The sequence below is a fragment of the Sphaerisporangium viridialbum genome, assembly GCF_049674955.1.
In the GTDB taxonomy this organism is placed as follows: domain Bacteria; phylum Actinomycetota; class Actinomycetes; order Streptosporangiales; family Streptosporangiaceae; genus Sphaerisporangium; species Sphaerisporangium viridialbum.
Genome location: NZ_CP187232.1, coordinates 9405899 through 9429064, shown reverse-complemented (window position 1 = coordinate 9429064; position 23166 = coordinate 9405899). Strand labels below are relative to the sequence as shown.

Annotated in this window: 23 protein-coding genes; 8 read left to right on the top strand and 15 right to left on the bottom strand. The window is 69.2% G+C overall.

The genetic code is table 11. The features are described from left to right. Positions 1 to 60: 60 nt before the first annotated feature. The 5 genes from ACOZ38_RS42450 to ACOZ38_RS42430 all read right to left on the bottom strand — a co-directional run bounded on the left by ACOZ38_RS42450 (position 61) and on the right by ACOZ38_RS42430 (position 5341). Positions 61 to 1584, bottom strand: coding sequence for an ABC transporter substrate-binding protein (locus ACOZ38_RS42450; RefSeq protein ID WP_424536496.1), 1524 nt, complete (start codon positions 1582 to 1584; stop codon positions 61 to 63). A gap of 228 nt (positions 1585 to 1812) precedes the next feature. Further along, positions 1813 to 2979, bottom strand: a complete 1167-nt coding sequence (locus ACOZ38_RS42445; protein ID WP_424536495.1) for a CU044_5270 family protein — start codon at positions 2977 to 2979, stop codon at positions 1813 to 1815. Beyond that, on the bottom strand, positions 2972 to 3640 hold the full coding sequence (locus ACOZ38_RS42440; protein ID WP_424536494.1) for an RNA polymerase sigma factor: 669 nt from the start codon (positions 3638 to 3640) through the stop codon (positions 2972 to 2974). The genes ACOZ38_RS42445 and ACOZ38_RS42440 overlap by 8 nt, the downstream gene beginning before the upstream one ends. Positions 3641 to 3674: 34 nt before the next feature. Further along, positions 3675 to 4856: a helix-turn-helix domain-containing protein gene (locus ACOZ38_RS42435; protein WP_424536493.1), complete on the bottom strand. Its 1182-nt coding sequence runs from the start codon at positions 4854 to 4856 to the stop codon at positions 3675 to 3677. 278 nt (positions 4857 to 5134) lie between these two features. After that, positions 5135 to 5341, bottom strand: a complete 207-nt coding sequence (locus tag ACOZ38_RS42430) for an EF-hand domain-containing protein (RefSeq protein WP_405142145.1) — start codon at positions 5339 to 5341, stop codon at positions 5135 to 5137. A gap of 236 nt (positions 5342 to 5577) precedes the next feature. On the opposite strand from ACOZ38_RS42430, the gene ACOZ38_RS42425 reads away from it, so the two are divergent. The 5 genes from ACOZ38_RS42425 (at position 5578) to ACOZ38_RS42405 (ending at position 8425) form a co-directional block, all read left to right on the top strand. After that, complete coding sequence (locus tag ACOZ38_RS42425) at positions 5578 to 5814, top strand: hypothetical protein (RefSeq protein ID WP_405142143.1); 237 nt, start codon at positions 5578 to 5580, stop codon at positions 5812 to 5814. Next, entirely contained in the window at positions 5811 to 6296 is a 486-nt protein-coding gene (locus tag ACOZ38_RS42420; RefSeq protein ID WP_424536492.1) for a Clp protease N-terminal domain-containing protein, read from the top strand. Before ACOZ38_RS42425 ends, ACOZ38_RS42420 begins: the two co-directional genes overlap by 4 nt. Positions 6297 to 6448: 152 nt before the next feature. After that, positions 6449 to 7498: a serine hydrolase domain-containing protein gene (locus ACOZ38_RS42415; RefSeq protein ID WP_424536491.1), complete on the top strand. Its 1050-nt coding sequence runs from the start codon at positions 6449 to 6451 to the stop codon at positions 7496 to 7498. Between the two features lie 273 nt (positions 7499 to 7771). Then, the gene (locus tag ACOZ38_RS42410) at positions 7772 to 8122 is read left to right on the top strand and encodes a hypothetical protein (protein ID WP_424536490.1); all 351 of its coding nucleotides are present in this window, start codon (positions 7772 to 7774) and stop codon (positions 8120 to 8122) included. Positions 8123 to 8167: 45 nt separating this feature from the next. After that, positions 8168 to 8425: a hypothetical protein gene (locus ACOZ38_RS42405; RefSeq protein WP_424536489.1), complete on the top strand. Its 258-nt coding sequence runs from the start codon at positions 8168 to 8170 to the stop codon at positions 8423 to 8425. Positions 8426 to 8596: 171 nt separating this feature from the next. On the opposite strand, the gene ACOZ38_RS42400 is transcribed toward ACOZ38_RS42405, so the two are convergent. Then, positions 8597 to 8794, bottom strand: a complete 198-nt coding sequence (locus ACOZ38_RS42400; RefSeq protein WP_424536488.1) for a DUF397 domain-containing protein — start codon at positions 8792 to 8794, stop codon at positions 8597 to 8599. Then, positions 8785 to 9588 (bottom strand): helix-turn-helix domain-containing protein, encoded by an 804-nt coding sequence (locus tag ACOZ38_RS42395; RefSeq protein ID WP_424536487.1) that lies wholly within the window; start codon positions 9586 to 9588, stop codon positions 8785 to 8787. The genes ACOZ38_RS42400 and ACOZ38_RS42395 overlap by 10 nt, the downstream gene beginning before the upstream one ends. Positions 9589 to 10348: 760 nt before the next feature. Between ACOZ38_RS42395 and ACOZ38_RS42390 the strand changes: the two genes are divergently transcribed. Beyond that, the gene (locus tag ACOZ38_RS42390; protein ID WP_424536486.1) at positions 10349 to 11254 is read left to right on the top strand and encodes an ATP-binding protein; all 906 of its coding nucleotides are present in this window, start codon (positions 10349 to 10351) and stop codon (positions 11252 to 11254) included. Positions 11255 to 11331: 77 nt separating this feature from the next. Here the strand turns inward: ACOZ38_RS42390 and ACOZ38_RS42385 are convergent, their stop codons facing one another. The 8 genes from ACOZ38_RS42385 to ACOZ38_RS42350 all read right to left on the bottom strand — a co-directional run bounded on the left by ACOZ38_RS42385 (position 11332) and on the right by ACOZ38_RS42350 (position 19397). Continuing rightward, positions 11332 to 12066, bottom strand: a complete 735-nt coding sequence (locus ACOZ38_RS42385) for an N-acyl homoserine lactonase family protein (protein WP_424536485.1) — start codon at positions 12064 to 12066, stop codon at positions 11332 to 11334. A gap of 121 nt (positions 12067 to 12187) precedes the next feature. Then, positions 12188 to 13627, bottom strand: coding sequence for an N-acetylmuramoyl-L-alanine amidase (locus tag ACOZ38_RS42380; RefSeq protein ID WP_424536484.1), 1440 nt, complete (start codon positions 13625 to 13627; stop codon positions 12188 to 12190). A 163-nt stretch (positions 13628 to 13790) separates the two neighbouring features. Then, positions 13791 to 15863 (bottom strand): catalase, encoded by a 2073-nt coding sequence (locus tag ACOZ38_RS42375; RefSeq protein ID WP_424536483.1) that lies wholly within the window; start codon positions 15861 to 15863, stop codon positions 13791 to 13793. A 111-nt stretch (positions 15864 to 15974) separates the two neighbouring features. Then, positions 15975 to 16424 (bottom strand): DUF6789 family protein, encoded by a 450-nt coding sequence (locus ACOZ38_RS42370; protein WP_424536482.1) that lies wholly within the window; start codon positions 16422 to 16424, stop codon positions 15975 to 15977. A gap of 74 nt (positions 16425 to 16498) precedes the next feature. Next, positions 16499 to 17221, bottom strand: a complete 723-nt coding sequence (locus ACOZ38_RS42365; protein ID WP_424536481.1) for an MgtC/SapB family protein — start codon at positions 17219 to 17221, stop codon at positions 16499 to 16501. Between the two features lie 37 nt (positions 17222 to 17258). Further along, positions 17259 to 18038 carry a helical backbone metal receptor gene (locus tag ACOZ38_RS42360; RefSeq protein ID WP_424536480.1) on the bottom strand — a complete coding sequence of 260 codons (780 nt, stop codon included), beginning with the start codon at positions 18036 to 18038 and terminating at the stop codon, positions 17259 to 17261. Next, positions 18035 to 18814, bottom strand: coding sequence for a (2Fe-2S)-binding protein (locus ACOZ38_RS42355; protein WP_424536479.1), 780 nt, complete (start codon positions 18812 to 18814; stop codon positions 18035 to 18037). Before ACOZ38_RS42355 ends, ACOZ38_RS42360 begins: the two co-directional genes overlap by 4 nt. A gap of 118 nt (positions 18815 to 18932) precedes the next feature. After that, positions 18933 to 19397, bottom strand: a complete 465-nt coding sequence (locus ACOZ38_RS42350; RefSeq protein ID WP_424536478.1) for a RidA family protein — start codon at positions 19395 to 19397, stop codon at positions 18933 to 18935. A gap of 198 nt (positions 19398 to 19595) precedes the next feature. Here ACOZ38_RS42350 and ACOZ38_RS42345 point away from each other — a divergent pair, with 198 nt between their 5' ends. Together ACOZ38_RS42345 and ACOZ38_RS42340 are read left to right on the top strand one after the other, a co-directional pair. After that, a complete protein-coding gene (locus ACOZ38_RS42345) occupies positions 19596 to 22154 on the top strand; it encodes a glycosyl hydrolase family 18 protein (RefSeq protein WP_424536477.1) in 2559 nt (852 codons plus the stop codon). A 180-nt stretch (positions 22155 to 22334) separates the two neighbouring features. Continuing rightward, a complete protein-coding gene (locus ACOZ38_RS42340; protein ID WP_424536476.1) occupies positions 22335 to 23156 on the top strand; it encodes an SGNH/GDSL hydrolase family protein in 822 nt (273 codons plus the stop codon). Positions 23157 to 23166 lie beyond the last annotated feature (10 nt).

Here is a 23166-nt window from a genome sequence, read left to right as displayed (position 1 = left end):
GAGGACACGCCCGCGCCCCGGCGGGCCGTACAGGCCCGGGCCGGGGCGGGAGGTGCCGGGTCAGGCCTTCTTGATGCCGTACGCGTAGAACTGGGAGTTCAGGCCGTTCAGGGGATAGCCCGACAGCTTGGACGACGCGACGACGATCTGCGGGTAGAGGTAGAGCCAGTCGCTGGCGGCGTCGGCGGCGACCTGCTGGTTGACCTTCTTCAGCAGCTCGGTCTGCGCCTCGGCGGTGTCCGACTCCTCGGCCTCCTTCACCCACGCGGTGACCTGCGGGTTGTCGTAGCCCCAGTAGAAGTCGGGGTCGCCGTACCAGACGACGTCGCGGTCGTTGACGTGCTCCTGCATCGTGGCGGCGAAGTCGCGGTTCTTGTAGACCTTGGTGTACCACTCGTCGGCCGTGATGACGTTGATGTTCACGGTGATGCCGACCTTGGCCAGCTCGGATTTGATGAACGTCGCCGCGGTGGGGTGCGGGTCGTAGTTCGGGGTGTCGAGCGTGAAGCTGAACCCGTCGGCGTACCCCGCGTCGGCGAGCTGCTTCTTGGCGAGGTCCACGTCGTACGGGTTGACCTTGGTGAGGTCCTCGTACCACGGGTCGGTGGGCGGCACCATCGAGCCGATCAGCGTGCCGTACTCGCCCCAGATGGAGCTGAGCAGCTTCTTGTTGTCGATCGCGGAGGTCACGGCCTTGCGGACGAGCGGCTTGTCGAACGGCGCCTTGCGGTCGTTGAACGCCAGCAGCAGCTTGGTCGTCGAGTGTCCGTTGTTCACCTTGTAGTTCGCGTTGTTGGTGAACTGCGCGAGCGTGTCCGGGCTCTGCTCGCTGGTCACGACGTCGACCGCGTTGGTGAGCAGGGCGTTGTTCAGCGCCGTCGCGTCGGTGTAGTAGTGGAACACCACCTGCTTGTTGGCGGCCGCCGTGCCCCAGTAGCCGGGGAACCGGTCCAGGCTCAGCGAGGCGCCGCGCTTCCACGTGCCGAGCTTGTACGGGCCGGTGCCGTCCTCGGTCGTCGCGAGGTCCTTCGCCTGGTCGTTGATGATCCAGATGTAGCTGAGGTTGTACACGAACGAGATGGACTTGCTCGACAGCGTCACGGTGACCGTGTGGTCGTCCGGAGTCTCGATCTTCTTGATGACGGCGAAGCTGCTCTTGCGGGCGGACTGCGAGCCGTCCGCGGTGACCTTCTCGATGCTGTACTTCACGTCGGCGGAGGTGAGCGGCTCGCCCGAGTGGAACTTCACGTCGTCCCGCAGCGTGAAGGTGTAGGTCAGGCCGTCGGAACCGACCTTGTAGTCCTTGGCCAGGAGGTTCTCGACCTTGCCGTCGTCGGTGAGCCTGAACAGGCCTTCGTAGACGTTGCCGTTGAACGCCTCGGTCGTGCCCTGGCCGCCGCCCGCGGTGTTGTCCAGGTTCTGCGGCTCGTAGAGCGATCCGATGCCGATCGTCGCTTCCGTGTCGGACGAGCCCGCCGGCGAGGTGCTCTGCGTTCCCGAGTCGCCACCTGCGCCGCCGCAGGCGGTGAGGGCGAGCGCGAGCGCGATGGCGGCGCCGAAGAGCGACGTCGTCTTCCTGTTCACTGTTTCTCCTGGTCGACGGCCTGCGCGGCCGCGTATATGGGGGCGACCCGCGTGGAGTCGGAATCCTACATTATTAGTAGGGTTTGGCCGTTTTTCGGGGGCCTGCACCATGCAACTGAGCCGCGGGCGAAACGATTCCAGGTCCTTCGAAACGCGCGACGGCCCGCACCGCGTCTCCACGCGGTGCGGGCCGTTCTGCTGGGATCTGCCGCCAGGCCGGCTCGTCTCCTACGACGTCGGGGGCGGCGTCGTCGGTGCGGCACCGGTGGGCGTCGTGAGCTCGGTGCCGGTCGGCGTCGGCGTGGGCGTCGTGGGCTCGGTGCCGGTCGGCGTCGGCGTGGGGAGCTGCTCCTGCATCTCGCAACTGCTGTCCTTCGAGGCCCCCTCCGCCTGCGGCAGCTCGTCGGTCACGGAGACCTTCAGCTGCGCGGTCAGGGCCATGACGCTCCCCACCGGTGCGCCCGCGGCCTTCTCGTCGACGACCGTGCCGCGCTCCCCGAGGAACATGTACGTCTCCGGGTCGAAGATGAGCATGGTGGCGATGCCGTTTCGAGGCCTGCCCAGCGCCACGCCTTCGCGTCCCGCCGAGTCCTTGACGCCCACGGTCACCACGACGCCGGGGATCGTCTTGGTGGCCTCGAAGAGTGCCTGCCTCTGGGCGCGCGGCAGGTAGTTCTCCCTCAGCAGGTCGCCTGCTGTCCCGAACGCCCCGTCATCGGCGGGGATGTCGCCATGCGGCCGGTTGTAGAGGTACTCGCGCATCCCGGCCTCGTCGGTCGGCAGGGTGCTCAGGTACGCGTAGTCGGTGCGGGTGTCGTCGGGCCAGCCGGGGCAGTGCCCGGAGATCTCACTCCACCCCTCGCCCCGCCACTGCTTCGCCTCCTCCGGCAGCGGCCAGCCGGGCCACTGCTTGGGCGCCAGCCCGGCGCTCCACAGCAGGCCCTTCGAGTTCCCGTCGACCGGCTTCCAGATCTTCCGCTTGGTCCGGTAGAGGTAGCGGCTCTGCTTCCCGCCCTCACCCATGCTTTCGGACGTGTACATCGTCTGCGACTCCACCAGGATGTACTGGCCCGGCTTCGGAAGCAGTTCGGCGGCGTCCTGTGAAGGCGCCACCTCCACGGACTCCTCGGACTCGGAGGCCGGGTCGGTCGCGGTGGCCCCCGCCGGCACTGCGACCGGAGCGGTCCGCGACGACAGGGCGACCCCGAGGCCGCCCACCAGGGCCACGGTCAGCCCGAAGGCCCCCACCGCCTGCCACCCGAGCCTCGGCCGCCGGAACCGGCGCCGGCCGGCCGCCTCCGAGAGCAGGCGTCGGCGCGCGGCCTCACGCGCCTCCGGCGGGTACGGCGGTGCGGCCGGACGGTTGTCGGCGAAAGGTCTGAGTTCGTCATCCATGCTGGGGCTCCAAAGTGAGGGGGTCTACGCCACCGAGCGCCCGGCGGAGTTTCACCCGGACGCGGTGAAGGCGCGAGCGCACCGTGCCGACGGGGATGCGAAGCGCCTGGGCGACGTCCTCGTAGCTCAGGTCGGTCCACGCCACGAGGAGCAGCAGGTCGCGCTCGCGCGACGACAGCTTGGACAGCGCGCGGGCGAGCCGCGGCTGGAGCTGTTCGGCGGTGACGCGGTCGACGCTCCGGTCGTCGAACGAGCCGGGCCGGTCGGCGGTGACCCTGGCCATGGCCTGGGTACGCCGGCGCTCGGCCCTGCGGTGCTGCGACCCCACGTTGGTCGCGATGCCGTACAGCCAGGGCCTCGCGTCGGGACGCGAGCGGTCGTAGCGGGCCCGGCCGCGGAACGCGACGAGGAACACCTCCGCCACCACATCCTCGGCCGGCTCGGCTCCGAGCCGTCTCGCGGCGTATCGGAAGATCTCGTCGGCATGCCGGTCGAACACCATCGCGAACAGCTCGGGCTGCTCCAGCGAACGTGCGATCACGATGGAGTCGTCCAGGGTGGAGCCGTCGAGCAGTGCCTGCGCACTCACCACGTGCGGGTCCTCTCCGGGGTCTGATGCGGTCACCCCGTACTTGGCCGCACCCGTGACCCCGGTTCCCATTTTTCCGAATCGACCGGTTCGCTGCTCGTGGCGGTCAGGGGTTGAGCGCCTGGCGGGCGCGCAGGACGATCTCCAGTTCGAAGCGGATGTCCGGGTCGGCGAGCTGGTCGCCGTACAGCTCCTCCAGTTGCCGCAGCCGGTAGCGCACGGTCTGCGGGTGGATGTGGAGGCGGGCGGCGACCTCCCCGGCGCCCCGGCCGTGGCGGAGCCAGGCGAGCAGGGTCTCGGCCAGCCGGTCCTGCCGGCTCGGCCGCAGGTGCGCGAGGGGCGCGAGCCGTACCGCGGACAGGGCCTTCACCAGCTCCTCGTCCTTGAACACGATGAGCGTGGCCATGTGTTCGGCGCAGCGCAGCACTCTCGCGGACCCGGGCAGCACCCCGCGATCGGCCAGTGTGAGCGCCTCCATGGCCCACCGTAGTGACGTGGCGGCGTTGAGCAGCGGCACGGAGGGCCCGATGGCGGCCCGCCAGCCGCGCAGTCCCGTCTCCAGCATCCGCGCCTGTCCCGGCCCGTCCGGGTCGGGGACGATCAGGCAGGGATGCAGGCGGTCCAGCCCCACCAGCACGTCGGGAGGCAGCGACGGCGCGCGGTAGCCGCCGCGTTCCTCGAGCGCCACGCCGGCCACGGTCTTCGGCGGACGCCAGCCTGCGGTCCTGGCAAGGTCGGCGATGGCTTCGGGGGAGGCGGGCGGCTGGGAGAGCAGCAGGTCGAGCAGGCGGTGGCGGCGGCGCTCGATCTCGCCCGCCGCGTTGGCGCGGGCCTCGTTGAAGCCGTCGGTCGCCGCGTCGGCGAGCTGGTCGAGGAACACGAAGATGGCCTCGCCCAGGTCGTACAGCGTCTTGGGGTCGAGGCGGAGCCGCTCGGCCTGCTCGGTGAGGCGGTGCCACGCCACCCGCGCGCCGAGGCGCATGGCGGCCTGGAAGGGTTCGAGGTTGCGGCCCTCGGCGGCCTCGCCCCGGCCGATCGCGCGGAACACCTCGGGATCCCACGGGTCGTGGGGCCGCTCGATGCGCCGGAGGAACCGCTGGAGCGCCTCGTCCACGGCGATGCGCAGCACCTTGATGTAGACCTCGTCGGAGGGACGGGCGTACTCGGGCACGCGCCGCTGGATCTCGAAGATCATCTGATCGGCGAGATCGCTCATCACGGGACGGAGGCGTCCCGCCACACCGGCCGGTACGGCGGCCCAGAGCTCGTTGTCTGATGTGATCGCCAATTGGCCCTCCCGTCGGAGACCGTCCAATTGTGACGTATTAGACAGGAGGTTAGTAGCGGGCGACGCGACGATGTCGCGCGCGTTACGGACTGGCCGCGGCCGCGGCCCGCGGGCCCAGGATGCGGGCGATCGCTGAGCCTCGTGAGCGCCCACGACCCCTGGGAACTGGCCCGGTACGCCGCCTAGACACGTCTATCCCGGGAGGAACCGGCCTGATATGTCACCTAGACACGCCTATCCCGGGATCGTGACCTGCTTCGCCGATCCGCGAAACAGGCCTAGCTGGTGGCGCTGAGGTAGTGGGAGAACTCCTCGAGCGAGATGAGCCCGTCGCCGTCGACATCGAGCTTCTGGACCGCCGCCTCGGCGGCCTCGGCGGTCACCGGCTGGCCCAGCACCTCCATGAGGTGCAGCAGCTCCCCGGCCGAGATCAGCCCGTCCTTGTCGGCGTCGACCAAATCGAAGGTCACCGCGTACTCGCTCATTGCCACTCCTCGTTTGATCAGTCGTCCAGAACCTTAGTCGGCTCCCCACCGCCGTTCACGGGTTTTGAGGTAGTTCGCCCACCCAGCAAACCCCTGACCGGCGCCTCACCCGTGGGAGGCGGATCTCGGAGCAGCGGGGGCCCGTGCTGGTGACGTCTCGGCTGGACGGCGAGGGCCCGCTCTCTCTAAGCAACTTGTGTTGACTAATTCTGAATTAGTCAATTAATGTTGCTTACATGCCCGTGAGTGACATCCCCGTCCCCCAGGACCCCGCCGACGAACTGGCGGCCGTAGGAGCGCTGCGGCGCCTGGCCGACCAACTGGAGGACGCCGCCGTCGAGCATGCGATGCGCGCGGGTTGGAGCTGGCCACAGGTCGCCGAGGCGCTCGGCGTGACCCGTCAGGCCGTCCACAGGAAGCACGCCAAGCGGCTCATCGCCGTAGGCGTCAAGCTGAGGAGACGTTCACCATGAGCACGTTCGACGCATACCTTCATACGATCCTCACGGAGGGAGGGGTCGAGGCGCAGAGGCACGGATCGGCCACGGTCGAGGCGCAGCACCTCCTGCTCGCCGTCGCGGCCCAGGAGGGCACCGCCCCGCAGCGCGTCCTGGCCTCCGTCGGCCTCGACCACCAGGCGACCCGGGCTGCTCTCGACCGGGAGTTCGACCACAGCCTGGCCACCGTCGGGGTGTCCCGCGCATCCTTCGGCCTCTCCCGGCCGAGCGCCACGCTGAAGCGCCGGCCCACCATGGGCGCGACGGGCAAGCTCGCCCTTGAGCGTGGCTTCGCCGCGGTCTCCCGCAAGAAGGACCTGCGACCAGCGCACGTACTGCTCGGAATCCTGCGGGGCGAGGTCGGCACGGTGGCACGCGCCCTGGCCCTGGCCGGCGTCGACCGTTCCGACCTGCTGACCCGCGTCCACAACACCATCACCGACGACGACACCGAGTAACGAGTGCGCAGGCTCCTGTCGGAACAGCGCCTTTTCTGCATAGCCGTGCCTGCCCCACCCCCTCCAACCTTCTTTCCGTGCCCAAGGAGGCAACTGTCCATGTTCGGTGCCCGCGCGGGCCTGCTCGTCGCCGTGACGGTGCAGGGACCGCCATGATGACTTCCGCTGCCTCCGCAGCCGACCGCGACCGAGGCCACGCCAAGATCCGGCGCGTGCTCGACCAGGCCGTGGCCGACGGCGGCGGCCCAGGCATCGTCGCCGAGATCAGAGACGGCCACACAACACCGTGGTTCGGCACGGCAGGGGTGGCCGACATGACGACCGGTCGCAAGCGCCAACCGGGCGAGCATTTCCGCATCGGAAGTTTCACCAAGGCGTTCGTCGGCACGGTGGCTCTGCGACTGGTGGCCGAAGGCAAGCTGACCCTGGACGACACGGTGGCCAAGTGGCTGCCCGGCGTGGTGGAGGAGTACATCCCCGGCGCGGACGGCACCAAGATCACCGTCAGGCGGTTGCTCAACCACACAAGCGGACTCCCCGACGCCATCCCCGGCCAGGAGACCCCGCGCGCCGAAGAGCCCGGCAAGCGCTTCATCTACTCCAAGGTCAACTACAACCTGGCGGGAATGATCATTGAGCGTGCGACAGGCTCGACCCTCGCGAACGAGATCGAGCGCCGCATCGCCCGCCCGCTGCGCCTGACGGGCACCTACCTCCCCGGCACCGACAACACCATCCGCGACCCACACGCCCGCCACTACTCCAAGCAAGACGAGACCGGCCACGACGCGGAAATCCACGACGTGACCGAGATGGACCTGAGCTGGGCCTGGGCCGCCGGCGGCATGATCTCGACGACCTCGGACCTGCACCGGTTCCTGAGCGCCCTGCTGCGCGGCCGCCTCCTCCCGCCCGCCCAGCAAGAGGAGATGTTCACCACCGTCTCGACGGAGGGCTCGGGCTGGGTCCCGGACACCAGGTACGGCCTCGGCGTCTACTCCCAGAAGCTCTCGTGCGGGGTCACGGTCTGGGGCGGCGGCGGCTTCATCCAGGGCTCGATGTCGTACGCGATGGGCAACCGCCAGGGCACTCACACGCTGGTGAGCAACCTGAACGGCGACTGGAACGACTTCCTGAAGACCTTCACCGACCTCTTCGAACCTCTCTTCTGCCCGGCGACCTCCCGAAACCCGGCCTTGTAACCTGCGGGACGGGGATAGTCCCCGTCGGCCCGCGCCCGCCTTCTGAGCGGCTGAGGCCTCGGCCCGAACGCGGGTCTGGGCCGACCGGTAGGAGTGGGTCCCGATCTGTCGATGGAGCACTCACGCGGTCGAGCTGGGCTCCCGCAGCGTTACCAAGCGGTTCCGGGGCGAGGACCGAGGTCGGCGTTTGAGTTGCCAGTTCCGGTGAGTTGCCAGTAACTGGCAACTCTTGCTTGGTTTCTCGAAAGTGCCATACTGCGACCTTCGGTTGCCGTGACCGGCCCGGTCGCCGCCGCAGCGGTCGCTCCACTCGCGATAGGCGGCCAAGCGGTCCTCTACACGCGTGGCGACGTCCAGAACGACCTGATCGCTGAGCAAGGGCTCCTCGCTGTGGACCAAGGGGCGGATGTCTTGCTCATCGAAGCCAGAGATCCTGTGATGTTCACCGGGCTACGGCTGATCCAGGGCCTGCCGCACGTGGCATTGAGCCAGCTGGCACTGGACTGCCTGTCCGGTTCCGGACGTATGCCCGCAGCGGGCGAGGCGGTCCTGGATCACATGCGTGACCATGAGAAACAGTGGCGCATGGAAAGTCTTGATCAATTAAGGTGTGACGCACCGTAGTGCTCGAACTGCCTTAAGTGATCGAGCTCCAGCTGTGGAGGCAACATGGCACGCGTCCCTGAAGGTGTGAATCGCCATGAACTGACCGTGGTGGCCCGTCGCGTGCTTCTCGACGCGCTCGAAGCGCTCAAGGAGCAACTTAACGCGGTGGTCCTGGTAGGCGCGCAGGCTGTACACCTTCACACTGGGCACGTACTGCTCGCCAGTTCGGCGTACACCAGTGACGCGGATCTGACCTTGAATCCAGCCGACGTGCTCGGCGAACCATTGCTGGACGAAAGGATGAAGGCCGTTCTTCGTTAAACGTCTTGAAGTGTGAAAGGCGTAGCTCCACCAGAAACGGCCTCATGGAGAAACGCTATCCGTACTGGGCGTACGAGACGACCAGTACGGCAAAGCACTCCACCATCGTGAGCGCCGCTCCCGGTATCGGGACCGGCGCGGTTCTGCTGAGGGATCAGGGAGCCGTGGGGCTTAGCCGTCGAGGCTGCCGTTCTTCAGGGTGGAGAGGAAGGAGTTCCACTCGGTCGAGGGGAAGCGGAGGATCGGACCGGCGGGGTTCTTGCTGTCTCGTACGGCTATGCCGCCGGGGAGGGGTGCGACCTCGACACAATTACCGCCGTTGCCACTGCTGTACGAGGACTTGCGCCAGCGCTGGTCTGTCAGGTCCATGTCTCTGCCACCTTTGTCATCAGCTCGATCGATTGCTTCATCGGCAACGCCTCGGCCCGCAGGGATTCCCATAGGCGTTTCATGGTCGCCACGTCGGGTGCGTGCTCGATGACGTCTCCGCTCAGGGCATTGTCCACGTAGACGACCTCCCTGCCACCGAAATCGGCGATGACGAAGGGCCCGGCCAGGCCAGAATAGGCACCGGCTTCAATCGGCACAATCTGAATAACAACCTCCGGTCGTTGAGCGGCGTCGAGCAGATGGGCGAGCTGGTCACGCATGACCTGTGCTCCGCCGACCGGCCGGTGGAGCACGCCCTCGTCGAGTACGACGACCAGCATCGGCCTGCTGTCGAGGGTCAGGATGCGCTGGCGCGCCACGCGCGCTTCAACCTGATCGTCGACGTCGAACGGCCTGCCGGATGTGGCGATGACCTCCCGTGCGTACGGCCCGATCTGCAGTAGACCGGGTACGAGGAGCGGCTCGTACGAGAGCAGTGAGGTAGCCGTGGCTTCGATCTGCAGCCATTTGCCCAGCCACTCCGGTGGCATCCCCCGGCACACCAGGTCGTCGGTCAGGCGCGAAAGGATGCCGCTGGTCTCCAGGACGCGGTCGCAGCGCTCTGCGAAGTCGGGTTTCGGCACCCTGCGGCTGGTCTCGACCATGGCGACGAAGGACGGGGAGTAGCCGACGATCGCGGCGGCGAGCTGGGCCTGACTCATGCCGGCGGCCTCGCGCGCCTGCCGAAGCTCCCTGGCGAAGAATTCGAGCGCTGTCATGCGATTGCCGTTCACGATCCCTCACAGACATTCACGAGGTTGATGCCGCGTTCACATTTGGCGGTGCGTGCGGCGCCTTATGTCGGAGCCTACGACCATGGTTATAAACGTGTGAAGCGTAAAGAAAAACTGTGGAAGGACGATCGCGCGGGAGTCGAGATGTTCGTGGTTTGGGGTAGTAATTACCGATGTCCGAAATGCGCTTCTCGTTGGGTGCCTATCTAGGATCTTAGCGAACAATCGGGCATGTGGGCCTTGTAGGTATTAGGCGATCCATCCCAACTCTCTTACCAGCATAAATAGCGAAGAGTGTCGCTCTCCTTCTCAGTGCGCCAATAGGCAGCTTTCGGGAAGCCGGGGCCCGCCACAGCAATGCAGGCCGGGCGAGCCCCTTGAACCGGACAATGGAGGTCCGATTCCATGCGCAACAATAGTGGTGTCATCCGCGTCATTCGGGTTCGTTGGCATGCTGAGCAGCCGCCGATGCCGCTGGGGTGTCGTTGGTGTGGTCATCCGCCGTACGCCCACGAGGGCGCGAGCCTCCCGCATCGCCCGTGGCATGAATGGGAGCAGCCCACTCCCGCGCAGGTCCACGCCCGGATGAGCGCTCGGCGGCGTCTTGGGTCGGACGGCCGGTTGCCGATGGCGACACCGGTGTGCCGCCCGCTGCCGAGGCCCGAGCCTTCCCAGATCCCATCCGAGGCCTACGTCATCACGGCTGGGAGCCACGGGCGCAACGCGGAGCCCGTGCCGGCGAGTGCCATGCCCTACCGGCGTGGGCGGGGCGGCACTCTTCCAGCGAACGCCGGTCGTATCGAGACGGTATGGCGGCGTGAAGAGACGCGAGGGTGAGTCGCGGTCGGGCGGACGGCACCGACGAGGGGCGCGTACCGAACAGATGCCCCACGGGCGATGGGATCTCGCCAAGCGCGCTGCCGCGCAGCAGCTGGACCAGATGGAGCCCGCGTGGAGCGTCTGGTACGGCGTGGGCACGCGCCGCTTCTACGCCGTCGCCACCTGGGCCTCGTCCGAGTCACTCCTCGTTCTGGCGCCCACGCCCGAAGAACTGCGCGACCTGATGCGGGACGTGGAGCGCATCCGAGCCAAGGCCGGACACCGTGGCAGGACACCTCACGTATCCGTACGAAACCCCCCGGACCCGAAGGTGGGCCTCGATCAGCCACATCCGGCCCGCACGGACCGCCTGATGACTTACGGAGTCTCGATGAAAGAAAGGCCGGACGGTCTACGTACCGTCTGCTGGGATCTACCCCACGACCTGTCGATGGTCGGCAAGACCCGCGGTCTGGTGAAGGACGTCCTCACCGCCTGGGCGCTTGCCGATCTCGCGGATGACGTGGTTCTCGTGGTCGGCGAGCTACTGGCCAACGCGATCAACTACGGCGATCCCCCGATCAGGCTCTCCCTGTGGGGCGGACCCGGCGAGCTGTGCGTCCGGGTCACCGATCACGGAGCCGGGCAGCCGCGCCGCCTCGACCTTGGCGTCGAGTCGGTTCACGGCAGGGGCCTCACCATTGTCGCCGCTCTCGCCGGGGACCACGGCGTCACTCCGCTTCCGGATGGCCCGGGCAAGACGGTCTGGGCGCGTTGGGGTGTTCCCTCCGGACGCGACGCTGGCATCTCCACGAATGCGTCGATCCGGCGCCCTCCGATTCACTGATCGCGGGCACTACGTCTCTGCGCCGCCTTGGCGGGGACGGCCTGGGTGGGCAGCAAGTGGGTCACCCGTCACGCGGGTCACGGGCGGGGGGAATTCGTCGCCGCATCTCCTGTGTGGGGTGGTTCCCAGACTGAGGGGTCGTGGGCGAAGAGGATTCGGCGGGGGTCGAAGGCGGTGAGGCGGTTCAGCCAGGGTTGGTAGGTGGGGAGGGGCTGGGCCAGGCCGTGGAGGGTGGCCTGGCGGGCCAGGTGGTCGGAGGAGAACTCGTACGCGAAGTCGTGCGCCTGGCCGGCGAGGATGACGGTGCCGTCGCTCTGCCGGACCACCATCGACTGGTGCCCCGCGGTGTGCCCGGGAGTCGGGATGATCCAGACCCCCGGCCAGACCTCGGCCTCACCGGTGATCTCTTCGTAGACCGCGCCGGGGAAGTCGACGAGCTCGTCGATCGTGTAGTCGCCGCCGCGGGCGGTGGCGAGCTCCGTGGCCTGTACCACGATCGGCCTCCCGGCCAGTGAGGGGTTACCCCCGCAGTGGTCGAAGTGGAGGTGGCAGTTCACGACCAGGGAGATGTCCGCGAGGGTGACTCCCGCGTCGGCGAGGGCGCCTTCCAGCGCGTTGCGCCGGGGCCGGTAGTGGGCCTCCGTCTCGGGGTCCGCGGCGCCGATGCCGGTGTCGAACAGGATCAACCCCTCGTCGCGCCGCACCAGATAGGCGAGGACGGGCTCGACCCTCGGCTGCGGGCCCCCCGTCTCCGATGCGGGCCGGACGAAGTACCCCAGGTCGAGTCGGCGCACCGCCGTGTCGTTCCCCATCTGATGATCCTCGCAGGTGGATGGGTGATTTCCGGATGCGTCCGCCGAGGGCGAATGCTTCGGGGAAACGCGCGCGGGCCCGATGGTGGCCGGGCCCCTTTCGGGACCTGGCCCCCGGAGATCAGCCGCAGTGCTCGAAGGGGCTGTCGTAGGTCGACGACCCGGCCTTGCCGCCCCATTTGACGCACTTGTCGATGGCGGCCGCCCGCACCGGCCCCGCGTAGTAGGCGAAGTTGCCGGAGTCGGTGATCCTCGTCTTTCCCTGCACCTCCAGGTACGCCGCCGTGGCGGAGGCCGTGCCGAGCGAGGTGGACTTGATCGTGGTCACGCAGTTGTAGCCGCTGACGGAGTCGTACAGCAGGTACGCCGTCCCCGCGGACCCGAGCGCGGCCGAGTCGATGACGCTGTACCCGGTGCCGCAGACCTGCTCGGGGGTGTACGGGTTGGTGGGCGCGCCGCCCGTCACGAGCTGCATGTACTTGGTCCAGTCCCAGTTCGGCCCCGGGTCGGTGTGGTCGGTGCCCGGCACCTGGACGTGGCCGATGATGTGGGTGCGGTCCTTCGGGATGCCGTACTTGTCGGCGACGTACCGGGTCAGCGCGGCGGACGAGCGGTACATGGCGTCGGTGAACCACGAGGCGTCGTTGACGTAGCCCTCGTGCTCGATCCCGATGGCGCGGTCGTTGTACGTCGTCGCGTGGTACGCCACGTCCTTGTCGCGCACCATCTGGGTGATGTCGCCGTCCGACGACCGCACCAGGTAGTGCGAGGAGACCTTGGCGCTCGGGTTCTGGAACCAGGAGATCGTCCCGGCGTACGAGCCCTGCATGACATGGATGACGATGCGGTCGATCGTCCCGGCGCCCCTGCTCGCGACCCGGTAGTTGCCGGTGCTCGCCGGGACCCAGTGGGCGCTCGGATAGTCGGCCGCCGCCACGAGCGGGGCGTTCAGGTCGGGCGCGTCCGCGTACCCGCCTCGGTCCGGCACGACCGCCCGCGCCTTCACCGTCACGGTCTCACCGCCGCGCGTCACGGCGCGTACGCCCCCGGCCAGCATGTCGTAGACGGTGTCGGCGTAGAGCCGTGCCGTCCCCGGGTTCGGGGCGCCGCCGTACCTGGCCACGGCGGTGTACCACTTGCCGATGTCCCTGCGGCCGGCCGCGCTCAGCCCGAGCTTGTCGGCCTCGGCCCGCAGCACGGCGGCGGCGCCCGCGATGTTGGCCGCCGTGTCGGACTTCAGCGTCGCCACCGGCTTGGCGGTGAGCGCCGAGGCCTGTTCCAGCGTGTGGTTGGCGGGGTTGGTCACCAGGTGCATGACGCCGTAGCCGCCGCTCGCGCTCGGCTTGCCGTCGTGCCCGTCCAGGTGGGTCTCGGAGTAGGCCAGCGCGACGAGCAGGTCGCGGGGCACCTCGTACGCCGCCGCGGCGCCGCTGAACGCGCCGTCGAGGGGCCCGGCGGGTGCGGCGCTCGCGGGTTGGCCGAGCAGGCACAGGGGGGTCGCGAGTAGGCCGGCCACCGCCACCGCCAGGCGGTGAGGCCGGCGCGCTCGGGGAGCCATCATGAGTCCTCCTCAAGAGAGGCCTTCCGACTACTGGAACGCCATGCCTGACAGCGTCAGGAGAACCCGTATAAGAAAGCTCCAAGGCACGTACAAACCGCCCCGGCCCAGCGGCAGCCCGGGCCCGGCCCAGCGGCGGCCCGGGCCCGGGGCGGTGCGGCGCGGGTCAGGCCGGTACGGTCCGGGTGGGACGCCTGGGGAAGCGGTGGGCCGCGACGGCCGTCGCGAAGGACGCCATGAACCCCTCCAGGTCCTCTCCCGACGAGGTGATGACCCCCTGCTCCCGGTCCTCTGTGACGTGGGCCGGCCCCAGCAGCTCGGTGCCCGCGCCGAGGGCGCCGACGGCCTTGCCGTGCTTGTACGCCTCTGCCACGAAGTGCACCGCGTCCCCGTCTTCGGCGAGAGCCCGTACGCTCTCTTCCCCGCCCGGCACCACCACGGCGTCGAACAGCACGGACGCGGTGGTCGGCAGCGGCCTGGTCACCGCGATCCGGTGACCGCCGGTCCCCTGCACGGCGCCGCCGTGCGCGGCGAGGATCTCGCAGAAGGCGCCCCTGGCCGAGAGGTCCGACATGAGGGCGTCGATGTGCGTGGCGTCCACGCCGTCCGCGACCAGGAACGCGATCTTGCGGGTGGCGATGGTGTCCGCCGGCTCGTTGTCCATGCTGAGCGCGGGGGAGCTGCGGCCGTGGTTGGGCGCCAGCGGCTGGCCCGGTGCGTCCACGCCGATGCCTTCGGCGACCCGCACGGCGAGGTCGTGGTCCACCTCGTTGAGGTTGCGGACCACGCCTTCCTGGACGTGGCGGGCGTCGACCTTGCCGAGCTCGAAGCGGAAGGCCGCGATGATGTGTTCCCGCTCCCAGCCGGACATGCTGTTCCAGAACAGGGTGGCCTGGCTGTAGTGGTCGCCGAAGCTCTCGCTGCGCTTGCGGATCTTGTACCCGTCGACCCGCTCCTGGTAGTGGGTGTAGCCCTTGTCGCCCGCGGGCTCCGGCCACCCGTTGTCCAGGGAGTTCGGTTGGTAGGCCGCCCGGCCCTTGTGGATCTGCGTCTGGTGGTAGCCCTCGCGGTGGTGGTCGTGCACCTCCGCGACCGGCCGGTTGACCGGGATCTGCGGGAAGTTCGGGCCGCCGAGCCTGATGAGCTGCGTGTCGAGGTAGGAGAAGGCGCGGCCCTGCAGCAGCGGGTCGTTGGTGAAGTCGATGCCGGGGACGACGTTGCCGAGGTGGAAGGCGGCCTGCTCGGTCTCGGCGAAGAAGTTGTCGGGGTTGCGGTCGAGCACGAGGCGCCCGACGGGGCGGAGCGGCACCTGCTCCTCAGGGATGATCTTCGTCGCGTCCAGGATGTCGAAGTCGAAGGAGTGCTCGTCCTCCTCCTGCACCAGTTGCAGGCCCAGCTCCCACTCGGGGTAGGCGCCGCGCTCGATGGCCTCCCACAGGTCGCGCCGGTTGAAGTCGGGGTCCTTGCCGGCGATCTTCTGCGTCTCGTCCCAGACCAGGGAGTGCTTGCCGAGCTTGGGCTTCCAGTGGAACTTCACGAAGGTCGCCCGGCCGTCCTCGTTCACCAGCCGGAAGGTGTGCACCCCGAAGCCCTGCATCATGCGGAAGCTCCGGGGGAGCGCCCGGTCGGACATCAGCCACATCATCATGTGGGTGGTCTCCGGCTGGAGCTGTACGAAGTCCCAGAGCGTGTCGTGCGCCGACGAAGCCTGCGGGATCTCGTTGTTCGGCTCGGGCTTCACCGCGTGCACGAAGTCCGGGAACTTGATCGCGTCCTGGATGAAGAACACCGGGAAGTTGTTGCCCACCAGGTCGAAGTTGCCCTGGCGTGTGTAGAACTTCGTGGCGAAGCCCCGCACGTCCCGCACCGTGTCGGCGGACCCCCGCGACCCCACGACGGTGGAGAAGCGGACGAACACCGGCGTGCGCAACCCGGGCGTGGCCAGGAACTCCGCCCGGGTGATGGACGCCAGCGAGCCGTCGTAGGGCTCGAAGTAGCCGTAGGCCCCCGAGCCCCTGGCGTGCACGACCCGCTCGGGGATCCGCTCGTGGTCGAAATGGGTGATCTTCTCGCGGAAGTGGAAGTCCTCCATCAGCGTCGGGCCGCGCTCGCCCGCCTTCAGCGAGTTGTCGGTGTCGTCGACCGGAACGCCCTGATCGGTGGTGAGGAAGGAGTCCCGCTGGTCGACGCGGTAGGCGTCGAGCTGCCGGTCCTTCTCGGTACGGTCGTCTCTGGTCATCGTCGTATCCCCCCGGGTCGAGCATTGAGCGGGACCTACACGGCCCATGTGGTGCCGTGGCAGCACGCGCCACGGCGGCTGATCAGGGGGGAGTGCGCCGTCCTGGAAAGATCAGACCCGGTCGTCCCGCCGCAGGCGGTTGAGCGCCAGCACCAGGGCCGTGCCGTACACCGTGTGCCCGGCGGCCATGACGGTCTGGCGTCCCGGCCTGTCGCGGTGGATGGGCGGAAGGATCCCGAGGCCCGGCACCCATCCCTGGTAGCTGACCGCCCAGATCGCCAGGCCGTACACGACGCCCAGCGGAAGCCGGGGCCGGCGCCCGTCCACCACCACGGCGAACAGCGCGCCACAGGAGGCGCCGAAGCCGAAGTGCGCGACCGCGCCCAGCACGCCCTCGCCGGTCTTCGGCCGGTGCTTCGGGCCGGGGAGCGCCGCCCGGGCGATGCGCTTGGGCGGGTGTTCCCCCATCAGCCCGGCCCGGTCGCCGGCGAGCATCACGGCACTCATGGCGGCCGTGGCGAGCACGCCGCTGACGGCGCCCTTGACGAGGTTGCGCATCATTGCCGCTACGTGCCCTCGCTCGAATGCGGGAAAACCGATGATCGATTCAGGGTTCTCCCGCGCGAGAGCACTGGTCAGGGCATCGCCGAGTCGGAGTCCTGGCCGGACACGGCGAGCACGCCGTCGATCTCGGCGAGCACGGCGGTCAGCTCCGAGATCGGGCCGGGGCCGTGGACGGTCAGCCACAGGGAGACCGTCGCCTGGTCCCGGTACTCGGCCCGCTGGTCGACGGAGAGCTGCGTCACGCTGAACCCCCGGCCCGTGCACTCCGCCAGCACCCGCCGCAGCACACCCCGGCCGTCGAGGTAGGTCAGGTGCAGCCGCGAGGGGGCGTACTTGGAGCGCGGCAGCCGGGCGGCCAGCGGGGTCAGGACGAAGACCGCGGCGAAATGCCCCAGTGTGACGATCGCGGCGAGCAGCCACAGCCCCGCCCCCGCCGCCATCCCCACGGCGGCGGTGAGCCAGATCGTCGCGGCGGTGGTGAGCCCGCGCACCGCGTCCTGCCGGACGAAGATGAGGCCGGCGCCGATGAAGCCGATGCCGGACACGATCTGGGCGGCCACACGGGACGGGTCGAGGACGATGTGGTCCCCGAGCACGTCGCCGAAGCCGTACTTCGACACGAGCATGACCAGGGCGGCGGCGAAGCCCACCAGGGTGTGGGTGCGCAGCCCCGCGCTCTTCTGCCTGATCTCCCTTTCGAGGCCGATCGCGGCCGACAGCACGAAGGCCAGGGCCAGCTCTCCGACCTGCTTCCAGCCCTGCCCGGCGAGGTCACCCAGATACGCGAGCGCCATCGACCCAGGTTAGATCACGCGATGCTCCGGCCGGGAATCACGGATCACGCCGGGCCGACGCCAGGGCGTTCTTCAGTACGCGGGGAGCCTCGGCGAGCGAGGGGCCGTACCACGTGAGGTGCCGGCCGCTGACCAGGGCGGCCGGCACGCCGGGGAAGAACCCGGGCCCGTCGTCGGCCGTGAACCGGTACGGCTCGTCCGGCAGCACGACGAGATCGGGACGGGCGGCCAGCAGCTCGGGCAGCGGGATGCGGGGATAGCGCTCGGCGTGGGCGGCGTAGAGGTTGCGCACGCCCAGGCGCTGGAGCAGGTCGCCGGCGAAGGTGTCCCGTCCGACGACCATCCACGGCTTGCGCCACACCGGGATCACGGCACTCTGGCCGCCCTCCGCGAGGTCGGCCGACCACGCCCGTCCGGCGTCCGAGAGCCACCGCGGCTCGGGCAGCCCCATGGCGGTGACGAGCGTCCGGCGGAGCGAGGCGAGCGCTTCGTCGAGCGTGCGGATCACCGTGACCCAGACGGGCACGCCGGCCGCCCGGAGCGCGTCCAGGTCGGGCACGCGGTTCTCCTCCTCGTTGGCCAGCACCAGGTCGGGACGCAGGGCCACGATGGCGTCCACGTCGGGGTTCTTGGTGCCGCGCACCCGCGTGACGTCGAGGCCGGCCGGGTGTGAGCACCAGTTCGTGGCCCCCACCAGCAGTCCGGGCGCCGTGGCCGCGACCGACTCCGTCAGCGACGGCACCAGTGACACGACCCGGCGTATCTCATCGGGAAGCGGTACAGGGAGCCCGAGATCATCCTCAAGCGGCCGGGTCACCGTGCCCCTCCTGCCTGTCGCGCCGTCCGCGCCCACTGGCTCTCGCGGACCGCCGGCGCCAGCAGGGCGCAGTCGTCGCACATGCCACCGCCGGGTACGCGGTAGTAGAGGCAGCAGCTCGTCCTGACGAAGAAGTGGTGGCCCGGCGCGGGCTCGGCGGGCTCACCCGTGCCCGCCAGCACGCCGAGCCGGAGCAACTCGCCCACCAGCCGCGCCGCGCGGGGCCCGAGGTCGGGACGCGCGGGGGGAAGGGTGCGGAGCGTCCCGGCCAGGGCGGAGGCGGCGTTGCCCCACAGCAGGGAGGGCGCGACCTTCGTGACGCTCTGGAAGGCCCCTACCAGGGGGTCGAGCAACTCGGCCACGACCGCCTGGTAGACCATCTCGGCGCACTCGGCCTGTCGTACGGTCGCCCAGCCCGCCGTGCGCGGCGTCCACAGGGGCAGCGGGCCGGTCGCGACCGGTCGCCAGCGCAGGTGCGCCGGGGCCGCGACGGGCACCAGGCCGTGGGCCGTGACGGTTCCGACGACCGGAGACCACAGCCGCGCCGCCAGCCCCTGGAACAGGATCGACGCCGCGACCCGGCGCTCGCCGGTGCCGAGCCGCCGTTCGAAGTCGGTGACCCTGGCCGCCAGGGCTTCGAGGTCGGTGGAGAGCTCCGCGAGCGGACGCCAGGAGGGGTCGCTCTCATGACCGGGCTCGGTGGAGACCGCGAAGTACGGCCCGATGGCCGACACGTCGGCAAGGGCCCTCACCACCAGCGCTGGATCCGCCGTCACACCGGGACCCCCGCGTCCATCGCCCACTGAGCGCCTCCCACGCCGGGAACCTGTCGAATGCCAGCGTAAGGCGAGGCTGGAGGACCGGGGTCAGAGGACCGGGGTCAGAGGACCGGGGTCAGAGGACCTCCATCGCCTCGGACACCGGAAGGCCGTCCGCCTGCCCGGCGAGGATATGTGCGGGGATGGCCGCCACCCCGTCGATCTGGACGTTCAGCTCGGGGGTGCTCAGCGCGTCGAGCACCGCGATGGAGTTCGCCGGGTAGCCGCCGTCGGGGTACCACCGGGCGAACACCTCGTGCCGGGCCCTGCGGCTGCCCTCCAGGTGCTCGGTGCCCGTGACCATCGTGAACAGCCTCACGAGGTTGTCCGGCCCCGCGCCTATCGACGCGAGCAGGGTCTCGATGTTGAGGAAGATCTGCCGGCTCTGGGTCTCGGAATCCGGGCCCGCGAGGGTGCCGTCCGGCAGTAGCCCGAACTGGCCGGAGATCAGCACCAGGTCGTGGTCGGACGGCACCGAGACCAGGTGGCTGTACTGGGAGAGCGGCGGGGCCACGCCAGGCGGATTCCAGTGGCGGATCATCGGTTCCCCTCTTTCGCCCCCGGCGGGCATGACGCTGATCTTCCGGCCATCGTGACGCCGTCGATCTTCAATGGTATTCACGCGCCCGGCCGATCACGCGGCGGCGCGGCGGGCGGGTTTGGGTCTTGCCGACGCTGGGAGCCAGGGTTACGATCCGCGCAACTCTTAGGAAACTTTCCTAAAGAAAAGAGCCCCCACATGCGCAGATTCGCCGCCGTGCTGCTGGTACTGGTCATGTCGACCTTCCTGTCAGCTCCCGCCGACGCCGCCGTCCGCCTGACGGCGGCGTTCACCCTGACCGGCGGTCAGGGCAAGTTCGTGGTGAGCAACCCCGGCGCCACGCCGGTCTCGGGCTGGTCGATCCAGTTCGACCTCCCCGCGGGGGTGACCGTGAGCAACCCCCAGAACGCCACGACCACGCAGAGCGGGACCCGGGTCACGCTCACGCCCGCGTACTACATCGCCACCGTGCGGGCGAACGGGAACACCGACCCGTACAGCCCGACGTTCACGCTCAGCTCGCCCGTACAGCCGACGAGCTGCACCATCAACGGCGCGAACTGCGACGGCAGCGGCGACCCGCCGCCACCGCCGGCCCCGGTCACCGCCGCGTACTCGGCCAGTGGCACGCAGGCCAAATTCGTGGTCAGCAACAACACCGATGCCGCGCTGAACGGCTGGTCGATCACCTTCGACCTCCCGGCGGGCGTCACCGCGAGCGGGGCGCAGAACGCCACGCTGAGCCAGAGCGGGCGCCAGGTGACGCTGAGCCCGCTCTACTACAACACCACGGTGGCGGCGCACGGATCCACCGAGCCGTACAGCCCCGCGTTCACGCTCAGCTCGGCGTCGGCGGAGCCCGCGAACTGCCGGATCAACGACGTCAGGTGCGACGGGGCGGCGGACTCGCCCCCGGGCGCCCCCGGGAACCTGCGCTCGCCGGTCAAGACCACCAAGACCGTGTCGCTGGCGTGGGACGCCGCCACCGCGGGGAGCCTGCCGATCGCCGGCTACCAGGTGTACAAGGGCGCCGACCTCGCCACGACGGTCACCACCACGAGCGCGACCGTCACCGGCCTGACCCCGAACACCGAGTACACGTTCACCGTCAGGACCAAGGACCGCAAGGGCAACCTGTCCCCGGCGAGCGCGGCGCTCAAGGTGACGACCGGCAATCCGGCCGACGACACCCAGCCGCCGACCGCGCCCGCGAACCTGCGCGGCACCGGTACGGGGTCGGCGAGCGTGTCGCTCGCGTGGGACGCCTCCACCGACAACAAGGGCGTCGCCGGGTACGACGTCTACACGGGCACCACGCTCGCGACGTCCGTGACCGGCACCACCGCGACGGTCACCGGCCTGTCGCCGTCCACCGAGTACACGTTCACCGTGCGCGCCCGCGACCTCTACGACAACATCTCGGCGCCGAGCGGTGCGCTGAAGGTGAGCACGGCCGACATCATCGGCAGCGGGTACGCCAGGGTGGGCTACTTCGTGCAGTGGGGCATATACGGCCGGCAGTACTTCGTCCGCAACCTCGACACGACCGGCGCGGCGGCCAAGCTGACCCACCTGAACTACGCCTTCGGCAACATCGACCCGGTCAACCTGACCTGCCTCAACGGTGTGACCAAGGGCACCACGGCGAACCCGCAGGACCCGGGCCAGGGTGACGGCGCGGGCGACGCGGACGCCGACTACGGCAGGCCGATGAGCGCGGCGCAGTCGGTGGACGGGGTCGCCGACACCGGCTGGGAGAACCTGCGGGGCAACTACAACCAGCTCCGCAAGCTCAAGGCGAAGTACCCGCAGCTCAAGGTGCTGATCTCGCTCGGCGGCTGGACCTACTCGAAGTACTTCTCCGACGTGGCGGCCACCGACGCGTCCCGGCGCAAGTTCGTGAGCTCCTGCATCGACATGTACATCAAGGGCAACCTGCCGGTGTACAACGCCGCGGGCGGGCCGGGCAGCGCGGCCGGGATCTTCGACGGCATCGACCTCGACTGGGAGTGGCCCGGCGCGGAAGGCCACGCGGGCAACCACGTGGGGGCGAACGACAAGGCGAACAACACGGCGCTCACCGCGGAGTTCCGCAGGCAGCTCGACGCGCTGACCCAGGAGACCGGCAAGCGCTACCAGCTCACGGCCTTCACCCCCGCCGACCCCGCGAAGATCGCGGCGGGCTGGGACCTGCCGCAGGTGGCCAAGTCGCTGGACATCTTCAACATCCAGGGGTACGACTTCCACGGCGCAGGCAGCGACAACTCCTGGGAGCCCAGCAGAACGGGCCACCAGGGCAACCTGTACGCGGACACCGACGACCCTTACTCCTTCCACTTCAGCGTCGAGAACGCGGTGAACCTGTATCTGCAGGCAGGGGTCAACCCGCGCAAGCTGACCATCGGCCTCGCCTACTACGGGCGCGGCTGGCAGGGGGTCGCCGACGGCGGCAAGCTGGGCGAGTGGCAGGCGGCCACCGGCGCGGCGCCCGGTCAGTTCCCCGAGGAGGCGGGCACGCGGGGGTACGCCAACCTGGTGGCGAGCGTGCCAGGGTGCACGGTTCAGCACGACACCCAGTCGGTGGCGACGTACTGCTACACCGGCAACGGCGGCCAGTGGTGGAGCTTCGACGACACCTGGTCGATCGCGCGCAAGACCGCGTGGCTGCGGAGCAAGGGCCTGCTGGGCGCGATGATCTGGGAGATGTCCGGTGACCCCGGCACGCTGACCACCGCGCTGGACGCCGGCCTCAAGTAGCCGGGACTCGGTGTTCGTACGTGCCCGCCGCGACCGGCGGGCACGTACGAACGCCAATGTGATGGCCGGGTCGTATGTTACCAACAGGTCAGTAACTTGTAATGTGAGGTTGTAAATCAGGTCAAGCTGGCTGACATTCTGATCGTCAGATCCGCTCGGGGGATGCCCCAGGAGACCAGCTTGGACTTCCGCAGCCGTACCCTCACCCTCGTTCTCCTCGCAGCCGTCGCGTTCACGTCCGTCCCGGCCACCGCCATGGCGGCCGCCCCTCCCGTCCCCGGCACCATGGCATCGATGGGCGACTCCATCACCCGCGGGTTCAACGCCTGCGGCTTCTACGTCGACTGCCCGTCGAGGTCGTGGTCCACCGGCTCCTACACCAGCGTGAAGAGCCACTACCTGCGCATACGCACCGTCAACCCCTCACTGGTGGCCTACGACGACGCCAAGTCGGGGGCCAAGGTCGCGGACATGCCGGGACAGGCCCAGCAGGCCGTCTCGCAGGGCGCCGACTACGTGACGATCCTGATCGGGGCCAACGACGCCTGTACGTCGTCGGAGTCGAGCATGACCTCGGTGGCCGACTTCGAGTCCAGGTTCCGCACGACGATGCAGACGCTCACCACGGGACTACCCGGTGCGGCGATCTTCGTCGCGAGCATTCCCGACGTCAAGCGGCTGTGGCAGGTCGGAAAGGACAGTTCCTCGGCGCGCACGGCGTGGGCGGCGCTCAGTATCTGCCAGTCGCTGCTCGCGCGTCCCCGGTCCACCGACGCGGCCGACAACGACAGGCGCGACCGGGTGCGCCAGCGCGTCGCCGACTTCAACGCGGTGCTCGCCCGGGTCTGCGGCGAGCAGGCGAACTGCCGCTACGACGGGGGCGCCGTGTTCGGCTACCCGTTCGCCCTCTCCGACATCAGCACCTGGGACTACTTCCACCCCAACACCACAGGCCAGCACGTGCTCGCCGAGGTGACCTACCCGACCGGCTTCGGCTGGTGACGCGCCGTCC